This window comes from Pseudomonas sp. NyZ201, assembly GCF_049860765.1.
Classification (GTDB): domain Bacteria; phylum Pseudomonadota; class Gammaproteobacteria; order Pseudomonadales; family Pseudomonadaceae; genus Aquipseudomonas; species Aquipseudomonas bharatica.
The window spans coordinates 642501-659457 of sequence record NZ_CP187557.1 but is presented as its reverse complement, the minus strand read 5'-3'; the positions used below and the strand labels follow the sequence as shown (position 1 = coordinate 659457).

At 57.4% G+C, this 16957-nt stretch carries 12 protein-coding genes, 4 tRNA genes and 2 rRNA genes (1 of these 18 running past the window's edge); all 18 read right to left on the bottom strand.

Annotated features, from left to right (window positions below):
* Positions 1-182 precede the first annotated feature (182 nt).
* A complete protein-coding gene (gene rpoC, locus ACPFMA_RS02880) occupies positions 183-4382 on the bottom strand; it encodes a DNA-directed RNA polymerase subunit beta' (protein WP_009397357.1) in 4200 nt (1399 codons plus the stop codon).
* A 64-nt stretch (positions 4383-4446) separates the two neighbouring features.
* Positions 4447-8520: a DNA-directed RNA polymerase subunit beta gene (gene rpoB, locus ACPFMA_RS02875; protein WP_064302110.1), complete on the bottom strand. Its 4074-nt coding sequence runs from the start codon at positions 8518-8520 to the stop codon at positions 4447-4449.
* 218 nt (positions 8521-8738) lie between these two features.
* On the bottom strand, positions 8739-9110 hold the full coding sequence (gene rplL / locus ACPFMA_RS02870) for a 50S ribosomal protein L7/L12 (RefSeq protein WP_009397366.1): 372 nt from the start codon (positions 9108-9110) through the stop codon (positions 8739-8741).
* Between the two features lie 79 nt (positions 9111-9189).
* Entirely contained in the window at positions 9190-9690 is a 501-nt protein-coding gene (gene rplJ, locus ACPFMA_RS02865) for a 50S ribosomal protein L10 (RefSeq protein ID WP_009397369.1), read from the bottom strand.
* Positions 9691-9888: 198 nt separating this feature from the next.
* A complete protein-coding gene (rplA, locus tag ACPFMA_RS02860) occupies positions 9889-10584 on the bottom strand; it encodes a 50S ribosomal protein L1 (RefSeq protein ID WP_009397371.1) in 696 nt (231 codons plus the stop codon).
* On the bottom strand, positions 10584-11015 hold the full coding sequence (gene rplK / locus ACPFMA_RS02855) for a 50S ribosomal protein L11 (protein ID WP_009397375.1): 432 nt from the start codon (positions 11013-11015) through the stop codon (positions 10584-10586). Before rplK ends, rplA begins: the two co-directional genes overlap by 1 nt.
* A gap of 117 nt (positions 11016-11132) precedes the next feature.
* Positions 11133-11666, bottom strand: coding sequence for a transcription termination/antitermination protein NusG (nusG, locus tag ACPFMA_RS02850; RefSeq protein WP_003255501.1), 534 nt, complete (start codon positions 11664-11666; stop codon positions 11133-11135).
* 9 nt (positions 11667-11675) lie between these two features.
* Positions 11676-12044: a preprotein translocase subunit SecE gene (gene secE, locus ACPFMA_RS02845; RefSeq protein WP_009397378.1), complete on the bottom strand. Its 369-nt coding sequence runs from the start codon at positions 12042-12044 to the stop codon at positions 11676-11678.
* A gap of 44 nt (positions 12045-12088) precedes the next feature.
* Positions 12089-12164, bottom strand: a tRNA-Trp gene (locus ACPFMA_RS02840).
* Between the two features lie 54 nt (positions 12165-12218).
* On the bottom strand, positions 12219-13412 hold the full coding sequence (gene tuf / locus ACPFMA_RS02835) for an elongation factor Tu (RefSeq protein ID WP_170395214.1): 1194 nt from the start codon (positions 13410-13412) through the stop codon (positions 12219-12221).
* An 84-nt stretch (positions 13413-13496) separates the two neighbouring features.
* A tRNA-Thr gene (locus ACPFMA_RS02830) sits at positions 13497-13572 on the bottom strand.
* Positions 13573-13600: 28 nt separating this feature from the next.
* Positions 13601-13674, bottom strand: a tRNA-Gly gene (locus ACPFMA_RS02825).
* Between the two features lie 23 nt (positions 13675-13697).
* Positions 13698-13782 (bottom strand) — tRNA-Tyr (locus ACPFMA_RS02820).
* 146 nt (positions 13783-13928) lie between these two features.
* A complete protein-coding gene (locus tag ACPFMA_RS02815) occupies positions 13929-14345 on the bottom strand; it encodes a hypothetical protein (protein ID WP_009403211.1) in 417 nt (138 codons plus the stop codon).
* A 7-nt stretch (positions 14346-14352) separates the two neighbouring features.
* Complete coding sequence (locus tag ACPFMA_RS02810) at positions 14353-15099, bottom strand: pantothenate kinase (RefSeq protein ID WP_064302112.1); 747 nt, start codon at positions 15097-15099, stop codon at positions 14353-14355.
* Positions 15089-16045 (bottom strand): bifunctional biotin--[acetyl-CoA-carboxylase] ligase/biotin operon repressor BirA, encoded by a 957-nt coding sequence (gene birA, locus ACPFMA_RS02805; protein ID WP_425929653.1) that lies wholly within the window; start codon positions 16043-16045, stop codon positions 15089-15091. Before birA ends, ACPFMA_RS02810 begins: the two co-directional genes overlap by 11 nt.
* Positions 16046-16216: 171 nt before the next feature.
* Positions 16217-16332, bottom strand: a 5S ribosomal RNA gene (gene rrf, locus ACPFMA_RS02800).
* Between the two features lie 136 nt (positions 16333-16468).
* Positions 16469-16957: ribosomal RNA gene (locus tag ACPFMA_RS02795) — 23S ribosomal RNA — on the bottom strand; it runs 2402 nt beyond the window's last position.

The window sequence follows — 16957 nt, the reverse complement described above, 5'->3', positions numbered from 1 at the left end:
CTATTGTCTTGCAAGAAAAGCAAAAATTGGCAGGACGGAGCCCTACCAAATTTAGGGGTACAAGAGTCTAAAGAGGATCTCGTACGCAGTCAAGACGAGGCCCCGGCTCGCCCACTCCGGTCATCGGCGACGAATCATGTCGCCGAATTTCAGAGAAGACTTGCCGGGGCCCCACCCTTTCTTCAGTTACCGCTGGAGTTCAGCGCTTCGGTCAGTGCGGCTTCCACCTCACTGGCGCTCACACGCAGCGGCTTGTCGGCATCACGGCGACGCTTGCGCTCGCTGTGGTATGCCAGACCGGTACCGGCCGGGATCAGACGACCCACAACCACGTTTTCCTTCAGGCCGCGCAGGTAATCGCGCTTGCCGGTCACCGCCGCTTCGGTCAGAACGCGGGTGGTCTCCTGGAAGGAGGCCGCCGAGATGAACGACTCGGTGGACAGCGAGGCCTTGGTGATACCGAGCAGCACGCGCGAGAACTTCGACACGAACTTGTCTTCGGCAGCCAGGCGCTCGTTTTCGACCAGCACCTGGGTCAGCTCCATCTGGTCGCCCTTGATGAAGCTGGAATCGCCGGACTCGGTGATCTCGACCTTGCGCAGCATCTGACGCAGGATGGTCTCGATGTGCTTGTCGTTGATCTTAACGCCTTGCAGACGGTAAACGTCCTGGATCTCGTTGACGATGTACTTGGCCAGCGCGCTCACACCCAGCAGACGCAGGATGTCGTGCGGATCGCTCGGACCGTCGGAGATAACTTCGCCGCGGTTCACTTGTTCGCCTTCGAAGACGTTCAGGTGACGCCACTTCGGAATCAGCTCTTCGTACGGATCGCTACCGTCGTTCGGCGTGATGACCAGGCGGCGCTTGCCCTTGGTCTCTTTACCGAAGGCGATGGTACCGCTGACTTCAGCCAGGATCGACGCTTCTTTCGGACGACGCGCTTCGAACAGGTCAGCAACGCGCGGCAGACCACCGGTGATGTCACGGGTCTTCGAGGTTTCTTGCGGGATACGCGCAATAACGTCACCGACACCGATCTGGGCACCGTCAGCCACACCGACCAGGGCGTTCGCCGGCAGGAAGTACTGGGCAGGTACATCGGTACCTGGCAGCAGCAGATCCTTGCCATTGGCGTCGACCATCTTGATTGCAGGACGGATTTCCTTGCCTGCAGCCGGACGGTCTTTGACGTCCAGGACCTCGATGTTGGTCAGACCGGTCAGTTCGTCGGTCTGGCGCTTGATCGTGATGCCTTCTTCCATGCCCACGAAGGTCACGGTACCTTTCATTTCGGTAACGATCGGGTGGGTGTGCGGGTCCCACTTGGCGACGATGGCGCCAGCTTCGACCTTCTCACCTTCCTTCACGGAAATGACCGCACCGTAAGGCAGCTTGTAGCGCTCACGCTCACGACCGAATTCATCGGCAATGGCCAGCTCGCCGGAACGCGATACCGCGACCAGGTTGCCGTCGGCACGCTCTACCTGCTTCAGGTTATGCAGACGGACCATACCGCCGTTCTTCACCTGGACGCTGTCGGCAGCCGAGGTCCGGCTTGCAGCACCACCGATGTGGAACGTACGCATGGTCAGCTGGGTACCAGGCTCACCGATGGACTGGGCAGCGATAACGCCAACCGCCTCACCAATGTTCACCTGATGACCGCGGGCCAGGTCACGACCGTAGCACTTGGCGCAAATGCCGTAGCGGGTCTCACAGCTGATCGGCGAACGCACGACCACTTCGTCGATGCTGTTCAGCTCGATGAACTCGACCCACTTCTCGTCGACCAGGGTACCGGCCGGAACGATGACATCGTCGGTGCCAGGCTTGAACACGTCACGAGCAATGACACGACCCAGAACACGCTCACCCAGAGGCTCCACAACGTCGCCGCCTTCGATGTGCGGGGTCATCAGCAGACCCTGCTCGGTGCCACAGTCGATTTCGGTAACGACCAGATCCTGGGCAACGTCTACCAGACGGCGAGTCAGGTAACCGGAGTTCGCGGTTTTCAGCGCGGTATCCGCCAGACCTTTACGAGCACCGTGAGTCGAAATGAAGTACTGGAGTACGCTCAGGCCTTCACGGAAGTTCGCGGTAATCGGCGTTTCGATGATGGAGCCGTCCGGCTTCGCCATCAGACCACGCATACCGGCCAGCTGACGAATCTGGGCAGCCGAACCCCGGGCACCGGAGTCAGCCATCATGTACATGGAGTTGAAGGACTCCTGCTCGACTTCGTTGCCTTCGCGGTCGATGACCTTCTCTTTCGAGAGGTTGGCCATCATCGCCTTGGACACTTCGTCGTTGGCCTTCGACCACAAGTCGATGACCTTGTTGTACTTCTCGCCCTGGGTTACCAGGCCGGAGGCGTACTGGCTCTCGATTTCCTTCACTTCTTCGGTAGCGGTACCGATGATGCGGGCTTTCTCGTCCGGGATAACGAAGTCGTTAACGCCAATCGAAACGCCGGAAATGGTCGAGTAGGCAAAACCGGTGTACATCAGCTGGTCAGCGAAGATCACGGTCTCCTTCAGGCCAACCACGCGATAGCACTGGTTGATCAGCTTGGAGATCGCCTTCTTCTTCATAGGCTGGTTGACCACGTCGAACGACAGGCCGGCCGGCACTACCTGGAACAGCAAGGCACGGCCGACGGTGGTGTCGACGATGCGGGTGTTCTTGACGCTGTTGCCATCACGGTCGTTCACGGTCTCGTTGATACGGACCTTGATCTTCGCGTGCAGGGCAGCCTCGCCGGCGCGGAATACGCGGTCGACTTCCTGCAGGTCGGCGAACACGCGACCTTCGCCCTTGGCGTTGATGGCTTCACGGGTCATGTAGTACAGACCCAGTACCACGTCCTGCGACGGAACGATGATCGGCTCACCGTTGGCTGGCGACAGGATGTTGTTGGTCGACATCATCAGCGCGCGCGCTTCCAGCTGGGCTTCCAGCGTCAGCGGCACGTGCACGGCCATCTGGTCACCGTCGAAGTCGGCGTTGTACGCGGCGCAGACCAGCGGGTGCAGCTGGATTGCCTTGCCTTCGATCAGAACCGGTTCAAAGGCCTGGATACCCAGACGGTGAAGAGTCGGCGCGCGGTTGAGCAGTACGGGGTGTTCGCGGATCACCTCGGCGAGAACGTCCCAGACCTCAGGCAGCTCGCGCTCGACCATCTTCTTGGCAGCCTTGATGGTGGTCGCCAGACCACGCATTTCCAGCTTGCCGAAAATGAACGGCTTGAACAGCTCGAGAGCCATCTTCTTCGGCAGACCGCACTGGTGCAGACGCAGGGTCGGACCCACGGTAATTACCGAACGGCCGGAGTAGTCGACACGCTTTCCGAGAAGGTTCTGACGGAAACGACCCTGTTTACCCTTGATCATGTCAGCCAGGGATTTCAGAGGACGCTTGTTCGAACCGGTGATTGCACGACCACGACGACCGTTGTCGAGCAGGGCATCGACCGCTTCCTGCAGCATGCGCTTTTCGTTGCGCACGATGATGTCCGGAGCGGACAGATCGAGCAGGCGCTTCAGACGGTTGTTACGGTTGATCACCCGACGATACAGGTCGTTCAGGTCGGAAGTCGCGAAGCGACCGCCATCCAGCGGAACCAGAGGACGCAGATCTGGCGGCAGAACCGGCAGAACGGTCAGGACCATCCACTCAGGCAGGTTGCCCGAGCCCTGGAAGGCCTCCATCAGTTTCAGACGCTTGGACAGCTTCTTGATCTTGGTTTCCGAGTTGGTCTGCGGGATTTCCTCGCGCAGGCGGCCAATCTCGTGTTCCAGGTCGATAGCGTGCAGCAGCTCGCGGACAGCCTCGGCACCCATGCGGGCGTCGAAGTCGTCACCGAACTCTTCCAGCGCTTCGAAATACTGCTCGTCGTTCAGCAGCTGGCCTTTTTCCAGGGTGGTCATGCCCGGGTCGATAACGACATAGCTCTCGAAGTAGAGAACGCGCTCGATATCACGCAGGGTCATGTCCATCAGCAGACCGATACGGGACGGCAGGGACTTCAGGAACCAGATGTGGGCGACCGGCGAAGCCAGCTCGATGTGCGCCATGCGCTCACGACGAACCTTGGCCAGGGCAACTTCAACGCCGCACTTCTCGCAGATCACGCCACGGTGCTTCAGGCGCTTGTACTTGCCGCACAGGCACTCGTAGTCCTTGACTGGGCCAAAGATCTTGGCGCAGAACAGGCCGTCACGCTCAGGCTTGAACGTACGGTAGTTGATGGTTTCCGGTTTTTTTACTTCACCGAACGACCACGAACGGATCATCTCAGGCGAGGCCAGTCCGATACGGATGGCGTCGAACTCTTCGACTTGACCCTGGTTTTTCAGCAAATTCAGTAGGTCTTTCAAGGCCTTTCCTCCTGGCGGAGCAGGGAGCGCGCCGTTAGGCCACGCTCCCGATTCGCGTCACGTGTTATTCGGTTTCCAGATCGATATCGATACCGAGCGAACGGATCTCTTTGATCAACACGTTGAAGGACTCGGGCATGCCCGGCTCCATACGGTGATCGCCGTCCACGATGTTCTTGTACATCTTGGTCCGGCCGTTCACGTCGTCCGACTTCACTGTGAGCATTTCCTGCAGGGTGTATGCCGCGCCGTATGCTTCCAGCGCCCACACCTCCATCTCCCCGAAACGCTGACCACCGAACTGCGCCTTACCACCCAGCGGCTGCTGGGTAACCAGGCTGTAGGAACCAGTGGAACGGGCGTGCATCTTGTCGTCCACCAAGTGGTTCAGCTTGAGCATGTACATGTAACCAACGGTCACAGGACGCTCGAACTTGTTGCCGGTACGACCGTCGAACAGCACCATCTGGCCGCTTTCCGGCATGTCGGCCAGTTTCAGCATGGCCTTGATCTCACGCTCCTTGGCACCATCGAAGACCGGGGTCGCCATCGGCACGCCCTTCTTCAGGTTCTGCGCGAGCGTCAGGATCTCTTCATCAGTGAAGGACTCCAGGTCTTCCTGGACACCACCGATCTCGTTGTAGATCTCGGTCAGGAACTTGCGCAGTTCGGCGGCTTTGCGCTGCTCTTCGAGCATGCGGTTGATCTTCTCGCCCAGGCCCTTGGCTGCAAGGCCCAGGTGGGTTTCGAGGATCTGACCGACGTTCATACGCGAAGGTACGCCCAACGGGTTCAGAACGACGTCGACCGGGGTACCGTTGGCGTCGTGCGGCATGTCTTCCACCGGCATGATCACCGAGACCACACCCTTGTTACCGTGGCGACCGGCCATCTTGTCGCCTGGCTGGATGCGACGGCGGATTGCCAGGTAGACCTTGACGATCTTCAGCACGCCTGGAGCCAGGTCATCGCCCTGCTGCAGCTTGCGCTTCTTGTCTTCGAACTTGTCATCCAGCAGACGACGGCGATCGACGATGTACTGCTGAGCCTTTTCCAGCTGTTCGTTCAGCGCATCTTCCGCCATGCGCAGCTTGAACCACTGGCCGTGCTCCAGACCGTCCAGGACTTCGTCGGTGATCACGGTGCCTTTCTTCAGGCCCGCGCCACCATCGACCACCTGGCCGTTCAGAGCCGAACGCAGACGCTCGAAGGTGGCACCTTCGACGATGCGGAACTCTTCGTTGAGGTCCTTGCGGATCTCGTCCAGCTGCATCTTCTCGATGGACAGCGCACGGCTGTCACGCTCGACGCCATCACGGGTGAAGACCTGTACGTCGATGACAGTACCTTTGGTGCCGGTTGGCACGCGCAGGGAGGTGTCCTTAACGTCGCTGGCCTTCTCGCCGAAGATCGCGCGCAGCAGTTTTTCTTCCGGAGTCAGCTGGGTTTCGCCTTTTGGCGTGACCTTGCCGACCAGGATGTCGCCGGCGCCGACTTCGGCACCCACGTAGACGATACCGGCTTCGTCCAGCTTGTTCAGCGCAGCTTCACCCACGTTCGGGATGTCCGCGGTGATTTCCTCTGGGCCAAGCTTGGTATCACGAGCCACGCAGGTCAGTTCCTGGATGTGGATCGTGGTGAAGCGGTCTTCCTGGACCACACGCTCGGACAGGCAGATGGAGTCTTCGAAGTTGAAGCCGTTCCATGCCATGAACGCGATGCGCATGTTCTGGCCCAGAGCCAGTTCACCCATGTCGGTGGACGGACCGTCGGCCATGATGTCGCCACGCTGGACCACATCACCCTTGTTCACCAGCGGACGCTGGTTGATGCAGGTGTTCTGGTTCGAACGGGTGTACTTGGTCAGGTTGTAGATGTCGACACCGGCTTCACCGGTTTCGACTTCGTCGTCGGCAACGCGAACAACGATACGGCTGGCGTCGACCGAGTCGATCACACCACCGCGGCGAGCAACTACGCAGACACCGGAGTCACGGGCAACGTTGCGCTCCATGCCGGTACCTACCAGCGGCTTGTCGGCGCGCAGGGTCGGTACAGCCTGACGCTGCATGTTGGAACCCATGAGTGCACGGTTGGCGTCGTCGTGCTCGAGGAACGGAATCAGCGACGCTGCGACCGAAACTACCTGCTTCGGCGAAACGTCCATCAGGGTCACGTCTTCAGGTGCCTTGACGGTGAATTCGTTCAAGTGACGAACAGCTACCAGCTCGTCGATGAGTTGCTTCTTCTCGTTCATTGCGGCCGAGGCCTGTGCAATGACGTGATCAGCTTCTTCGATCGCCGACAGGAACACGATATCGTCGGTAACCACACCCTCTTTCACCACGCGGTACGGACTTTCCAGGAAGCCGTACTGGTTGGTGCGGGCATAGGCCGCCAGGGAGTTGATCAGACCGATGTTCGGACCTTCAGGGGTCTCGATCGGGCAGACACGACCGTAGTGGGTCGGGTGTACGTCACGGACTTCGAAGCCGGCGCGCTCGCGGGTCAGACCACCTGGGCCGAGTGCGGAGACACGACGCTTGTGGGTGATCTCGGAGAGCGGGTTGTTCTGGTCCATGAACTGCGAGAGCTGGCTGGAACCGAAGAACTCCTTCACCGCCGCCGCTACAGGCTTGGCGTTGATCAGGTCCTGAGGCATCAGGCCTTCGCTTTCCGCCATCGACAGGCGTTCCTTGACCGCACGCTCTACACGCACCAGGCCAACACGGAACTGGTTCTCGGCCATCTCGCCGACACAGCGAACGCGACGGTTACCCAGGTGGTCGATGTCGTCGACGATGCCTTTGCCGTTACGGATGTCGACCAGGGTCTTCAGGACCTCGACGATATCTTCCTTGCTCAGCACGCCCGAACCTTCGATCTCGGTACGACCGATACGACGGTTGAACTTCATGCGGCCCACTGCGGACAGATCGTAACGCTCGGCGCTGAAGAACAGGTTGTTGAACAGGGTCTCGGCGGCATCCTTGGTTGGCGGCTCGCCAGGACGCATCATGCGGTAGATCTCGACCAGCGCTTCCAGTTGGTTGCTGGTGGAGTCGATCTTCAAGGTATCCGAGATGAACGGACCGCAGTCGATGTCGTTGGTGTACAGGGTTTCGATGCGGACAACCTGGGCCTTGGCGATCTTGATCAGCAGCTCGGTGGTCAGCTCGGTGTTGCATTCAGCCAGGATTTCGCCGGTGGCCGGGTGCACGATCGCTTTTGCGGTGGTGCGGCCCAGGACGTATTCCATTGGAACGTCCAGTTGCTTGACGCCAGCTTTCTCGATCTGGTTGATGTGACGCGCAGTGATACGACGACCCTGCTCGACGATGACCTTGCCGGTCTCGTCCTGGATGTCCATCACGGCGACTTCACCACGCAGACGCTGCGGCACAAGTTCCAGGCTCAGCTTCTCGCCGGAAACGTGGAAGACGTTGGTGGTGTAGAAGGTGTTGAGTACTTCTTCGGTGCTGTAGCCCAGCGCACGCAGCAGTACCGAGGCCGGCAGCTTGCGGCGACGGTCGATACGAACGAATACGCAGTCCTTCGGATCGAACTCGAAGTCCAGCCAGGAGCCGCGGTAAGGAATGATGCGCGCCGAGTACAGCAGCTTGCCGGAGCTGTGGGTCTTGCCACGGTCGTGGTCGAAGAACACACCCGGGGAGCGGTGCAACTGGGAAACGATCACACGCTCGGTACCGTTGATTACGAAGGTACCGTTCTCAGTCATCAGGGGGATTTCACCCATGTAGACTTCTTGCTCTTTGATGTCCTTGATCGCTTTGTTCGACGATTCTTTGTCGAAAATGATCAGGCGCACTTTCACCCGCAGCGGAACGGCATAGGTCACGCCACGCAGCACGCACTCCTTGACATCGAACGCCGGATCGCCCAGACGATAGCCAACGTACTCCAGGGCAGCATTGCCGGAGTAGCTGATGATCGGGAAAACCGACTTGAAGGCCGCATGCAGGCCGACGTCGCGGAACTGATCCTTGGTCGCTCCCGCTTGCAGGAATTCACGATAAGAATCCAGCTGGATGGCCAGGAGGTAAGGCACATCCATGACGTCCGGCAACTTGCTAAAGTCCTTGCGGATACGTTTTTTCTCAGTGTATGAGTAAGCCATCAGCGTTCCCCAGCTTGGTCACCTGCTTGTTTGGCTCCTCCCGGCGGGAGCAACCAGAAAATCTTGCAAACCCCTTGGTTTGCGCCACCGTTCGTGGTGGATACCGCTCGTCATCAGCGTCAACCGGGTTGACTACCAATAACGGAAAAAGGCCGGTGGCAATAGCCACCAGCCTCAGCCGTTTGCTTAACGCTCGGGCTGGAGTCGCAAGGTCGAAATTACTTGACTTCGACTTGTGCGCCTGCTTCTTCCAGCTTCTTCTTCGCGTCTTCAGCGGCTTCTTTCGAAACGCCTTCCAGCAGGGTTTGAGGAGCGCCGTCGACTTTCTCTTTGGCTTCCTTCAGGCCCAGGCCGGTCAGTTCACGAACAGCCTTGATCACGTTGACTTTCTTGTCGCCAGCAGCGGCCAGAACAACGTTGAACTCGGTTTGCTCTTCAACGGCAGCAGCAGCGCCAGCAGCTGGGCCAGCGGCAACAGCGGCAGCGGCGGTAACGCCGAAGGTTTCTTCCATCGCTTTGATCAGTTCAACAATTTCCAGAACGGTTTTCTGGCCGATCGCTTCGATGATTTGCTCGTTAGTCAGAGACATGACTATGAATTCCTGTATTGGGGGATAGCCTACGCGGCCATCAAATTAAACGTTTGATTTCGAAAGAGACGCCGGTGCCTTAGGCAGCAGCAGCTTCTTTCTGGTCGCGCAGAGCTGCCAGGGTACGAGCCAGCTTGCTGGTTGCACCTTGGATTACGCTCATCAGCTGTGCGATAGCCTCGTCGCGAGTTGGCAGGGTTGCCAGCACGTCGATCTGGTTAGCGGCAAGGAACTTGCCGTCGAACGCAGCTGCCTTGATCTCGAACTTGTCCTGACCCTTGGCGAACTCTTTGAACAGACGAGCAGCAGCGCCCGGGTGTTCGTTCGAGAAAGCAATCAGGGTCGGGCCTTTGAACGCGTCGTTCAGCACCGAGAATTCGGTACCTTCAACAGCGCGCTTGAGCAGGGTGTTACGTACGACACGTACGTAAACGCCAGCTTCGCGGGCCTCTTTACGGAGTCCGGTCATCGCGCCTACAGTCACACCACGGGCATCGGCCACGACAGCGGACAGAGCGACTTTGGCAGCCTCGTTGACTTCAGCGACGATGGCCTTCTTGTCTTCGAGTTTAATTGCCACGGGTTTACTCCTGGTTTTTACCGTTTCATCCAGCCGGAGCCAGATGTCGTTTTGGTGTCTGATTCGGTAACGAATCGGGAGCACCATCTGCGTAGGCTTGAGGTTTAAGGCTTGCGCCGCCTACGGTCTTGGATAGCCCCCGCCAGGCAGGGACCCCAATTTTTCAACGTCGGGCCGATTATTCGGCCCGGCGTTTTCTTAAGCGTTCAGCGAGCTCTGGTCGATGACCAGACCTGGGCCCATGGTGGTGCTCAGGGTAACGCGCTTGACGTAGATACCTTTCGAGGAAGCTGGCTTGATACGCTTCAGGTCAGCGATCAGGGCTTCAACGTTTTCCTTCAGCTTGCCAGCTTCGAAGCCGACTTTGCCAACGGAGGTGTGGATGATACCGTTTTTGTCGGTGCGATAACGAACCTGACCAGCCTTGGCGTTCTTCACTGCGGTGGCGACGTCTGGAGTTACGGTACCGACTTTCGGGTTAGGCATCAGGCCGCGAGGACCCAGAACCTGACCCAGTTGACCTACAACGCGCATGGCATCCGGGGAAGCGATGACGACGTCATAGTTCAGGTCGCCGCCTTTCATTTCGGCAGCCAGATCGTCCATACCTACGCGGTCAGCGCCGGCAGCCAGAGCGGCTTCAGCAGCTGGACCCTGGGTGAAGACGGCAACACGTACAGTCTTGCCAGTGCCGTGTGGCAGCACGGTAGCGCTACGAACGACCTGGTCGGATTTACGTGGGTCAACGCCGAGGTTGACAGCAACGTCGAAGGACTCGGTGAACTTCACAGCGGACAGTTCAGCCAGCAGGGTTGCTGCTTCTTCGAAGTTGTAGACTTTGCCAGCTTCCACTTTGGAAGCGATGGCCTTTTGGCGCTTGGTCAGCTTAGCCATTACACACCCTCCACGTTGAGGCCCATGCTGCGAGCAGAACCGGCGATGGTACGCACGGCTGCATCCAGGTCAGCAGCGGTCAGATCGGCAGACTTGGTCTTGGCGATCTCTTCCAGCTGAGCACGGGTCACAGTACCGACTTTAACGGTGTTCGGACGTGCCGAACCGCTGGTCAGGCCGGCGGCCTTCTTCAGCAGAACCGAAGCAGGGGTGCTTTTGGTTTCGAAAGTGAAGCTGCGGTCACTGTAGACAGTGATGATCACAGGAGTCGGCAGACCTGGTTCTTGACCCTGGGTACGGGCGTTGAAGGCCTTGCAGAATTCCATGATGTTCACACCGTGTTGACCCAGTGCTGGACCAACGGGTGGGCTTGGGTTGGCCTGGCCGGCCTTAACTTGCAGCTTGATGTAAGCCTGAATCTTCTTAGCCATGAGCTACTCCAATATCGGGTACGAACGCCAGAAGGCTCCCCGGTTTGCTTGCGTTTTATCCCGGTGACGAAAAAACCCCGCAGCGCAAGGCTGCGGGGTGTGGGATGCTTCGCTCAACTAGACCTTTTCGACCTGGCTGAACTCGAGCTCTACCGGAGTAGAGCGACCGAAAATGAGTACCGCAACTTGCAGGCGACTCTTTTCGTAGTTGACCTCTTCGACAGAACCGTTGAAATCAGCAAACGGACCATCGATAACCCGAACAACCTCACCCGGCTCGAACAGGGTTTTTGGCTTCGGTTTGTCGCTACCATCAGCGACCCGACGCAGAATGGCCTCGGCCTCTTTGTCGGTAATAGGTGCAGGCTTATCAGCAGTACCGCCAATGAAACCCATCACACGAGGAGTGTCCTTGACCAAGTGCCAGGTACCCTCGTTCATTTCCATCTGAACCAGCACATAGCCAGGGAAGAACTTACGCTCGCTCTTGCGCTTCTGGCCATTACGCATTTCGACCACTTCTTCAGTGGGGACCAGAATCTCGCCGAAGCCGTCTTCCATGCCTGCCAGCTTCACGCGCTCGATCAGCGAGCGCATTACATGCTTCTCGTAACCCGAGTAAGCATGCACAACATACCAACGCTTAGCCACAGGACACCCTTAGCCAACAATCAAGGAAATCAACCAGCCGAGCAGGGAATCAAGACCCCACAGCAGCAACGCCATGACCAGCACCACGACCACCACGATGAGAGTAGTCTGGGTAGTCTCCTGACGGGTTGGCCATACGACCTTACGAATCTCGGTGCGAGCTTCCTTAGCCAACGCAAAGAACGACTTGCCCTTGACAGTCTGCAGCGCAATGAAAGCAGCAGCAGCAGCGAGAGCGAGCAAGGCGATTACGCGGTACAGGATCGGCGAAGCAGAATAATACTGATTGCCTACAACCCCGACGACGACCAAGGCAACAACAGCAAGCCACTTGAGCAGATCAAAGCGAGAGTCTTGGGCTTCAGACTTGGAAGTCATACAGTGGGGTCCTGTGAAAAGAAAGCCAGATACACGAGAGAATCTGGCAGGTCAGGAGGGAATCGAACCCCCAACCTACGGTTTTGGAGACCGTCGCTCTGCCAATTGAGCTACTGACCTAAAAGCTTAATCAGGCCGGCCACTATACCGGCCTGATAGAGATAAATCAACTACTTATTCGATAACCTTCGCTACGACACCGGCGCCGACGGTACGACCGCCTTCACGGATAGCGAAGCGCAGACCGTCTTCCATAGCGATGGTCTTGATCAGGGTAACAGTCATCTGAATGTTATCGCCTGGCATTACCATTTCTACGCCTTCCGGCAGCTCGCAGTTACCGGTCACGTCAGTGGTACGGAAGTAGAACTGTGGACGGTAGCCTTTGAAGAACGGAGTGTGACGACCGCCTTCTTCCTTGCTCAGAACATAGACTTCTGCGGTGAACTTGGTGTGCGGCTTGACCGAACCTGGCTTGACCAGAACCTGGCCACGCTCAACGTCGTCACGCTTGGTACCACGCAGCAGAACGCCGCAGTTCTCGCCAGCACGACCTTCGTCCAGCAGCTTGCGGAACATCTCGACACCGGTGCAGGTGGTGCTGGTGGTGTCACGCAGACCAACGATTTCCAGTGGATCCTGAACGCGGACGATACCACGCTCGATACGACCGGTAACAACGGTACCACGACCCGAAATCGAGAATACGTCTTCGATCGGCATCAGGAACGGCTGGTCAACGGCACGAACTGGCTCAGGAATGTAGGCATCCAGAGTTTCTACCAACTTCTTGACAGCGGTAGTACCCATTTCGTTGTCGTCTTTGCCTTCCAGCGCCATACGAGCCGAACCGATGATGATCGGGGTGTCGTCGCCTGGGAAGTCGTAGGTGGACAGCAGATCGCGAACTTCCATCTCGACCAGTTCCAGCAGCTCAGCGTCGTCTACCAGGTCAGCCTTGTTCAGGAAGACCACGATGTACGGAACGCCTACCTGACGGGACAGCAGGATGTGCTCACGGGTTTGCGGCATCGGACCATCGGCGGCCGAGCAAACCAGGATAGCGCCGTCCATCTGGGCAGCACCGGTGATCATGTTCTTCACGTAGTCAGCGTGACCTGGGCAGTCAACGTGAGCGTAGTGACGAACGTTCGAGTCGTACTCTACGTGAGCGGTGTTAATAGTGATACCACGAGCCTTCTCTTCTGGAGCGGAGTCGATCTTGTCGAACTCGACAACAGCAGAACCGAAAACTTCGGAGCAGACGCGGGTCAGCGCTGCGGTCAACGTAGTTTTGCCATGGTCCACATGACCGATGGTGCCGACGTTAACGTGCGGCTTGTTACGTTCAAACTTTTCCTTAGCCATCGATACCATCCTCCAACAGAAGAATTGAGCTGCGATACCAACCATTAAAACAAAGGCAGATATTTTCATATCTGCCTTGTTAGATGGAGCTCTTGAGCGGATTTGAACCGCTGACCTCACCCTTACCAAGGGTGTGCTCTACCAACTGAGCTACAAGAGCGAAACACATTTTGCAACAGCAGCAAACTTGGAGCGGGTAGCGGGAATCGAACCCGCATCATCAGCTTGGAAGGCTGAGGTTCTACCACTAAACTATACCCGCGGAGCTTGCTGCTCTCGCTAAACTGGTGGAGGGGGAAGGATTCGAACCTTCGAAGTCGTAGACGTCAGATTTACAGTCTGATCCCTTTGGCCGCTCGGGAACCCCTCCTGAGCTGTGGTCGGCATTTTGTATCCTTGCCGTCCGACTGTCAAGCTTTTTCTCTTTAAAATCTTGAGGTTAGCTAATTTGACAGTCACTTCCCAGGCTCGCCACCTAGTGGTTATCCCTGTGAAGCGGGCGCCATTCTATGCAAACTATTCGACCGTTGCAATACCCTCGCACTGCATTATTTTACTCTTTAAGTCATTGAAATCACGAGAAAGACTGCCGACCAAGGTTTCATCCAGCAAATGCCGGCTTTCAGGGCGGATCTGCAACCACCAGCCCGAGCTGTCCATAAGTTTTCCTACCACCTTCCTGGAGGCGACATCCAAAGCAACCAGACGCTGACGCAACGACTCGAGCAACTCCGGGGTAGCAAGCCCGCCGAGATAGAGACACCCTTTCTCCGGACTGGCTTGCTGCGCCTCACTCAGCAACTGGATATCCTGCTGGCTTCCCTTGTACAACGACAGCGAAACGACTTCCTTCGCCTTGAGCGGCGCCTCCTGCTGATGCCAGACGTAATAGAAGACATTCAACACCAGCAAAAGAAGAAACAACCAACGCATATGCACCTCAGTCCAACGGACAAGCGATGGCGAGCCCGACGAACACCAGATCGGGAACAGAACGAGCCGACGGCACCACACGACTCACCAGGGCGGCATCGCCCCCGGTGATGAACAAGGTGAAATCTTCACCCCACAGCGCCTTGGCCTGCTCGACTTGAGTGAGAACGAAACCTTGCAGCATTAGCGTGCACCCTCGCTCCACCGCCTCCACTGTCGCGCGACCAGGCGCCAGGCTGGAAAGAGCCTGTTCGGCAGACACGTCATCGTAGCGGATTCTCCGCGTATGGGTTCGTAGCTGGTTGCGCATGAGTGGCATCCCTGGACAGATGAAACCGCCCAGGTGCTCTCCATCAGCACTTACAAAATCAGAAGTCACTGCGGTACCCAGGTCAATGACCACGCAGGCCGAGCTCACTAGATGGTAACCACCCAAAAGAGCAAGCCAACGATCCAGCCCCAGGCGCTCGAAGTTTTCATAACCATTGCGCACGCCAGCCAGCTCCTGCGCCGGCCCGGCTTTTTTCACTTCAAGAGAAAACGCAGCCCTTAATGCTGTAACCAGGGCATTGGTTTCATCCTCGGTACGTACGCTGACCAACCGACACCACTTGGGAGACAACCCCTCCTTTTCAACAGCAAGAAGCAAGGCCTTGTCCGAGTCGACCACGCCACCAGCCATGACCACTTTGTCAATCCGCCGGATAATTCGCCACTTGATAAAACTGTTTCCGCAATCGAGCTCAAGAATCATCACGCAACCTCAAGCTGAGCTCACCACCACTGAAGCTCTTTTCAATACCATCAACATCCAGTCGCAAGGCGCCCTGATGATCAACCCCCAAAACGACGCCATCGACACTATTGCTTCCCGCGATCAGGGAAACGGGCCGCCCCTGCCAGAGGTGTGCGCTCTCCCATTCCGGCTGCAGGGCCGAGAAGCCTTCCTGGTGATGGCGCTCCAGGTATATGCGCAGGTTGTCGCCAAGCAACGCCGCGAGACGGTTACGATCAACCATATGACCCGTTTCCAGATGCAACGAGGTCCATGCCTGGTCGATATCGGCGCTCTGCATATTCACATTGATACCGATACCAAGAACGACATGACAGACATCCGCAGGGTCCCCGACAAGCTCCAGGAGAATGCCGGCTACCTTGCGGTTATCCACAAGAACGTCGTTAGGCCACTTGAGACCCGCCGAAGCAACGCCAAGGGCGAGCAGCGTCTGCCTCACAGCGAGCCCCACGACAAGACTCAGCCCTTCGAGCTGGCGCATGCCACCCTCTACTCGCAGCACAAGACTGTAGTAGAGATTCTGAGCAAACGGGCTCGACCATGCACGACCACGGCGACCACGACCGGCGCTTTGCCTTTCGGCCAGCACGAGGAACGGCGCTGCCTGCCCAGCCGCAACCAAGCGCAAGGCCTCGGCATTGGTAGAATCAATGTCATCAAGCACAACAGCAGGCCAAGGCTCTCTCACAGCCAGGGATGCGATCTTTTCAGCATCGAGCAGCAACAAAGGTTCGGCTAACCGATACCCCCGGCCGCGGACCTTGTACACAGTCAGATTCAACTCCGACTCGAGAAGCTGCAATTGCTTCCAGACCGCACTGCGACTTACGCCCAGTACGGCCCCCAGGGCCTCGCCAGAATGAAATCGACCATCCTTGAGGAGTGTTAACAACTTCAGCATGCCAATCTCGATACACAATGAGGCAGGCATGATAGCCACGCCCGGAGAGATTGCATAGAAAGCAGAGCCCCCTTCGAGGGGGATTTGACGAAGAGATCGATCATCCGGATTCGGATTGTCGGAAAGACAAAACCCCTACCTGCATACGCAGATAGGGGTTTCGGAATTGAATCTTGACGATGACCTACTCTCACATGGAGAAGCTCCACACTACCATCGGCGATGCATCGTTTCACTGCTGAGTTCGGGATGGGATCAGGTGGTTCCAATGCTCTATGGTCGTCAAGAAATTCTGTGTGCCAACTCGTCTTTCGACGCCTCGGCAAATCGGGTATGTGACAGTTGTGGTTTGCACGAACTTTCGGTTCATTGCGTCTTCACCACCACAATCCGGCTTCTCAGCTCAGATTGCTTGGGTGTTATATGGTCAAGCCTCACGGGCAATTAGTATTGGTTAGCTCAACGCCTCACAGCGCTTACACACCCAACCTATCAACGTCGTAGTCTTCGACGGCCCTTCAGGGAGCTCAAGGCTCCAGTGAGATCTCATCTTGAGGCAAGTTTCCCGCTTAGATGCTTTCAGCGGTTATCTCTTCCGAACATAGCTACCCGGCAATGCCACTGGCGTGACAACCGGAACACCAGAGGTTCGTCCACTCCGGTCCTCTCGTACTAGGAGCAGCCCCTCTCAAATCTCAAACGTCCACGGCAGATAGGGACCGAACTGTCTCACGACGTTCTAAACCCAGCTCGCGTACCACTTTAAATGGCGAACAGCCATACCCTTGGGACCGGCTTCAGCCCCAGGATGTGATGAGCCGACATCGAGGTGCCAAACACCGCCGTCGATATGAACTCTTGGGCGGTATCAGCCTGTTATCCCCGGAGTACCTTTTATCCGTTGAGCGATGG

Bases quoted from the DNA above. Each gene is read 5' to 3' on its own strand.
- secE (WP_009397378.1), bottom strand. From the start codon at position 12,044: ATGACTTCCAAGTCTGAAGCCCAAGACTCTCGCTTTGATCTGCTCAAG.
- ACPFMA_RS02810 (WP_064302112.1), bottom strand. From the start codon at position 15,099: ATGATTCTTGAGCTCGATTGCGGAAACAGTTTTATCAAGTGGCGAATT.
- rplA (WP_009397371.1), bottom strand. From the start codon at position 10,584: ATGGCTAAGCTGACCAAGCGCCAAAAGGCCATCGCTTCCAAAGTGGAA.
- birA (WP_425929653.1), bottom strand. From the start codon at position 16,045: ATGCTGAAGTTGTTAACACTCCTCAAGGATGGTCGATTTCATTCTGGC.
- rplK (WP_009397375.1), bottom strand. From the start codon at position 11,015: ATGGCTAAGAAGATTCAGGCTTACATCAAGCTGCAAGTTAAGGCCGGC.
- ACPFMA_RS02815 (WP_009403211.1), bottom strand. From the start codon at position 14,345: ATGCGTTGGTTGTTTCTTCTTTTGCTGGTGTTGAATGTCTTCTATTAC.
- rpoB (WP_064302110.1), bottom strand. From the start codon at position 8,520: ATGGCTTACTCATACACTGAGAAAAAACGTATCCGCAAGGACTTTAGC.
- rplL (WP_009397366.1), bottom strand. From the start codon at position 9,110: ATGTCTCTGACTAACGAGCAAATCATCGAAGCGATCGGCCAGAAAACC.
- tuf (WP_170395214.1), bottom strand. From the start codon at position 13,412: ATGGCTAAGGAAAAGTTTGAACGTAACAAGCCGCACGTTAACGTCGGC.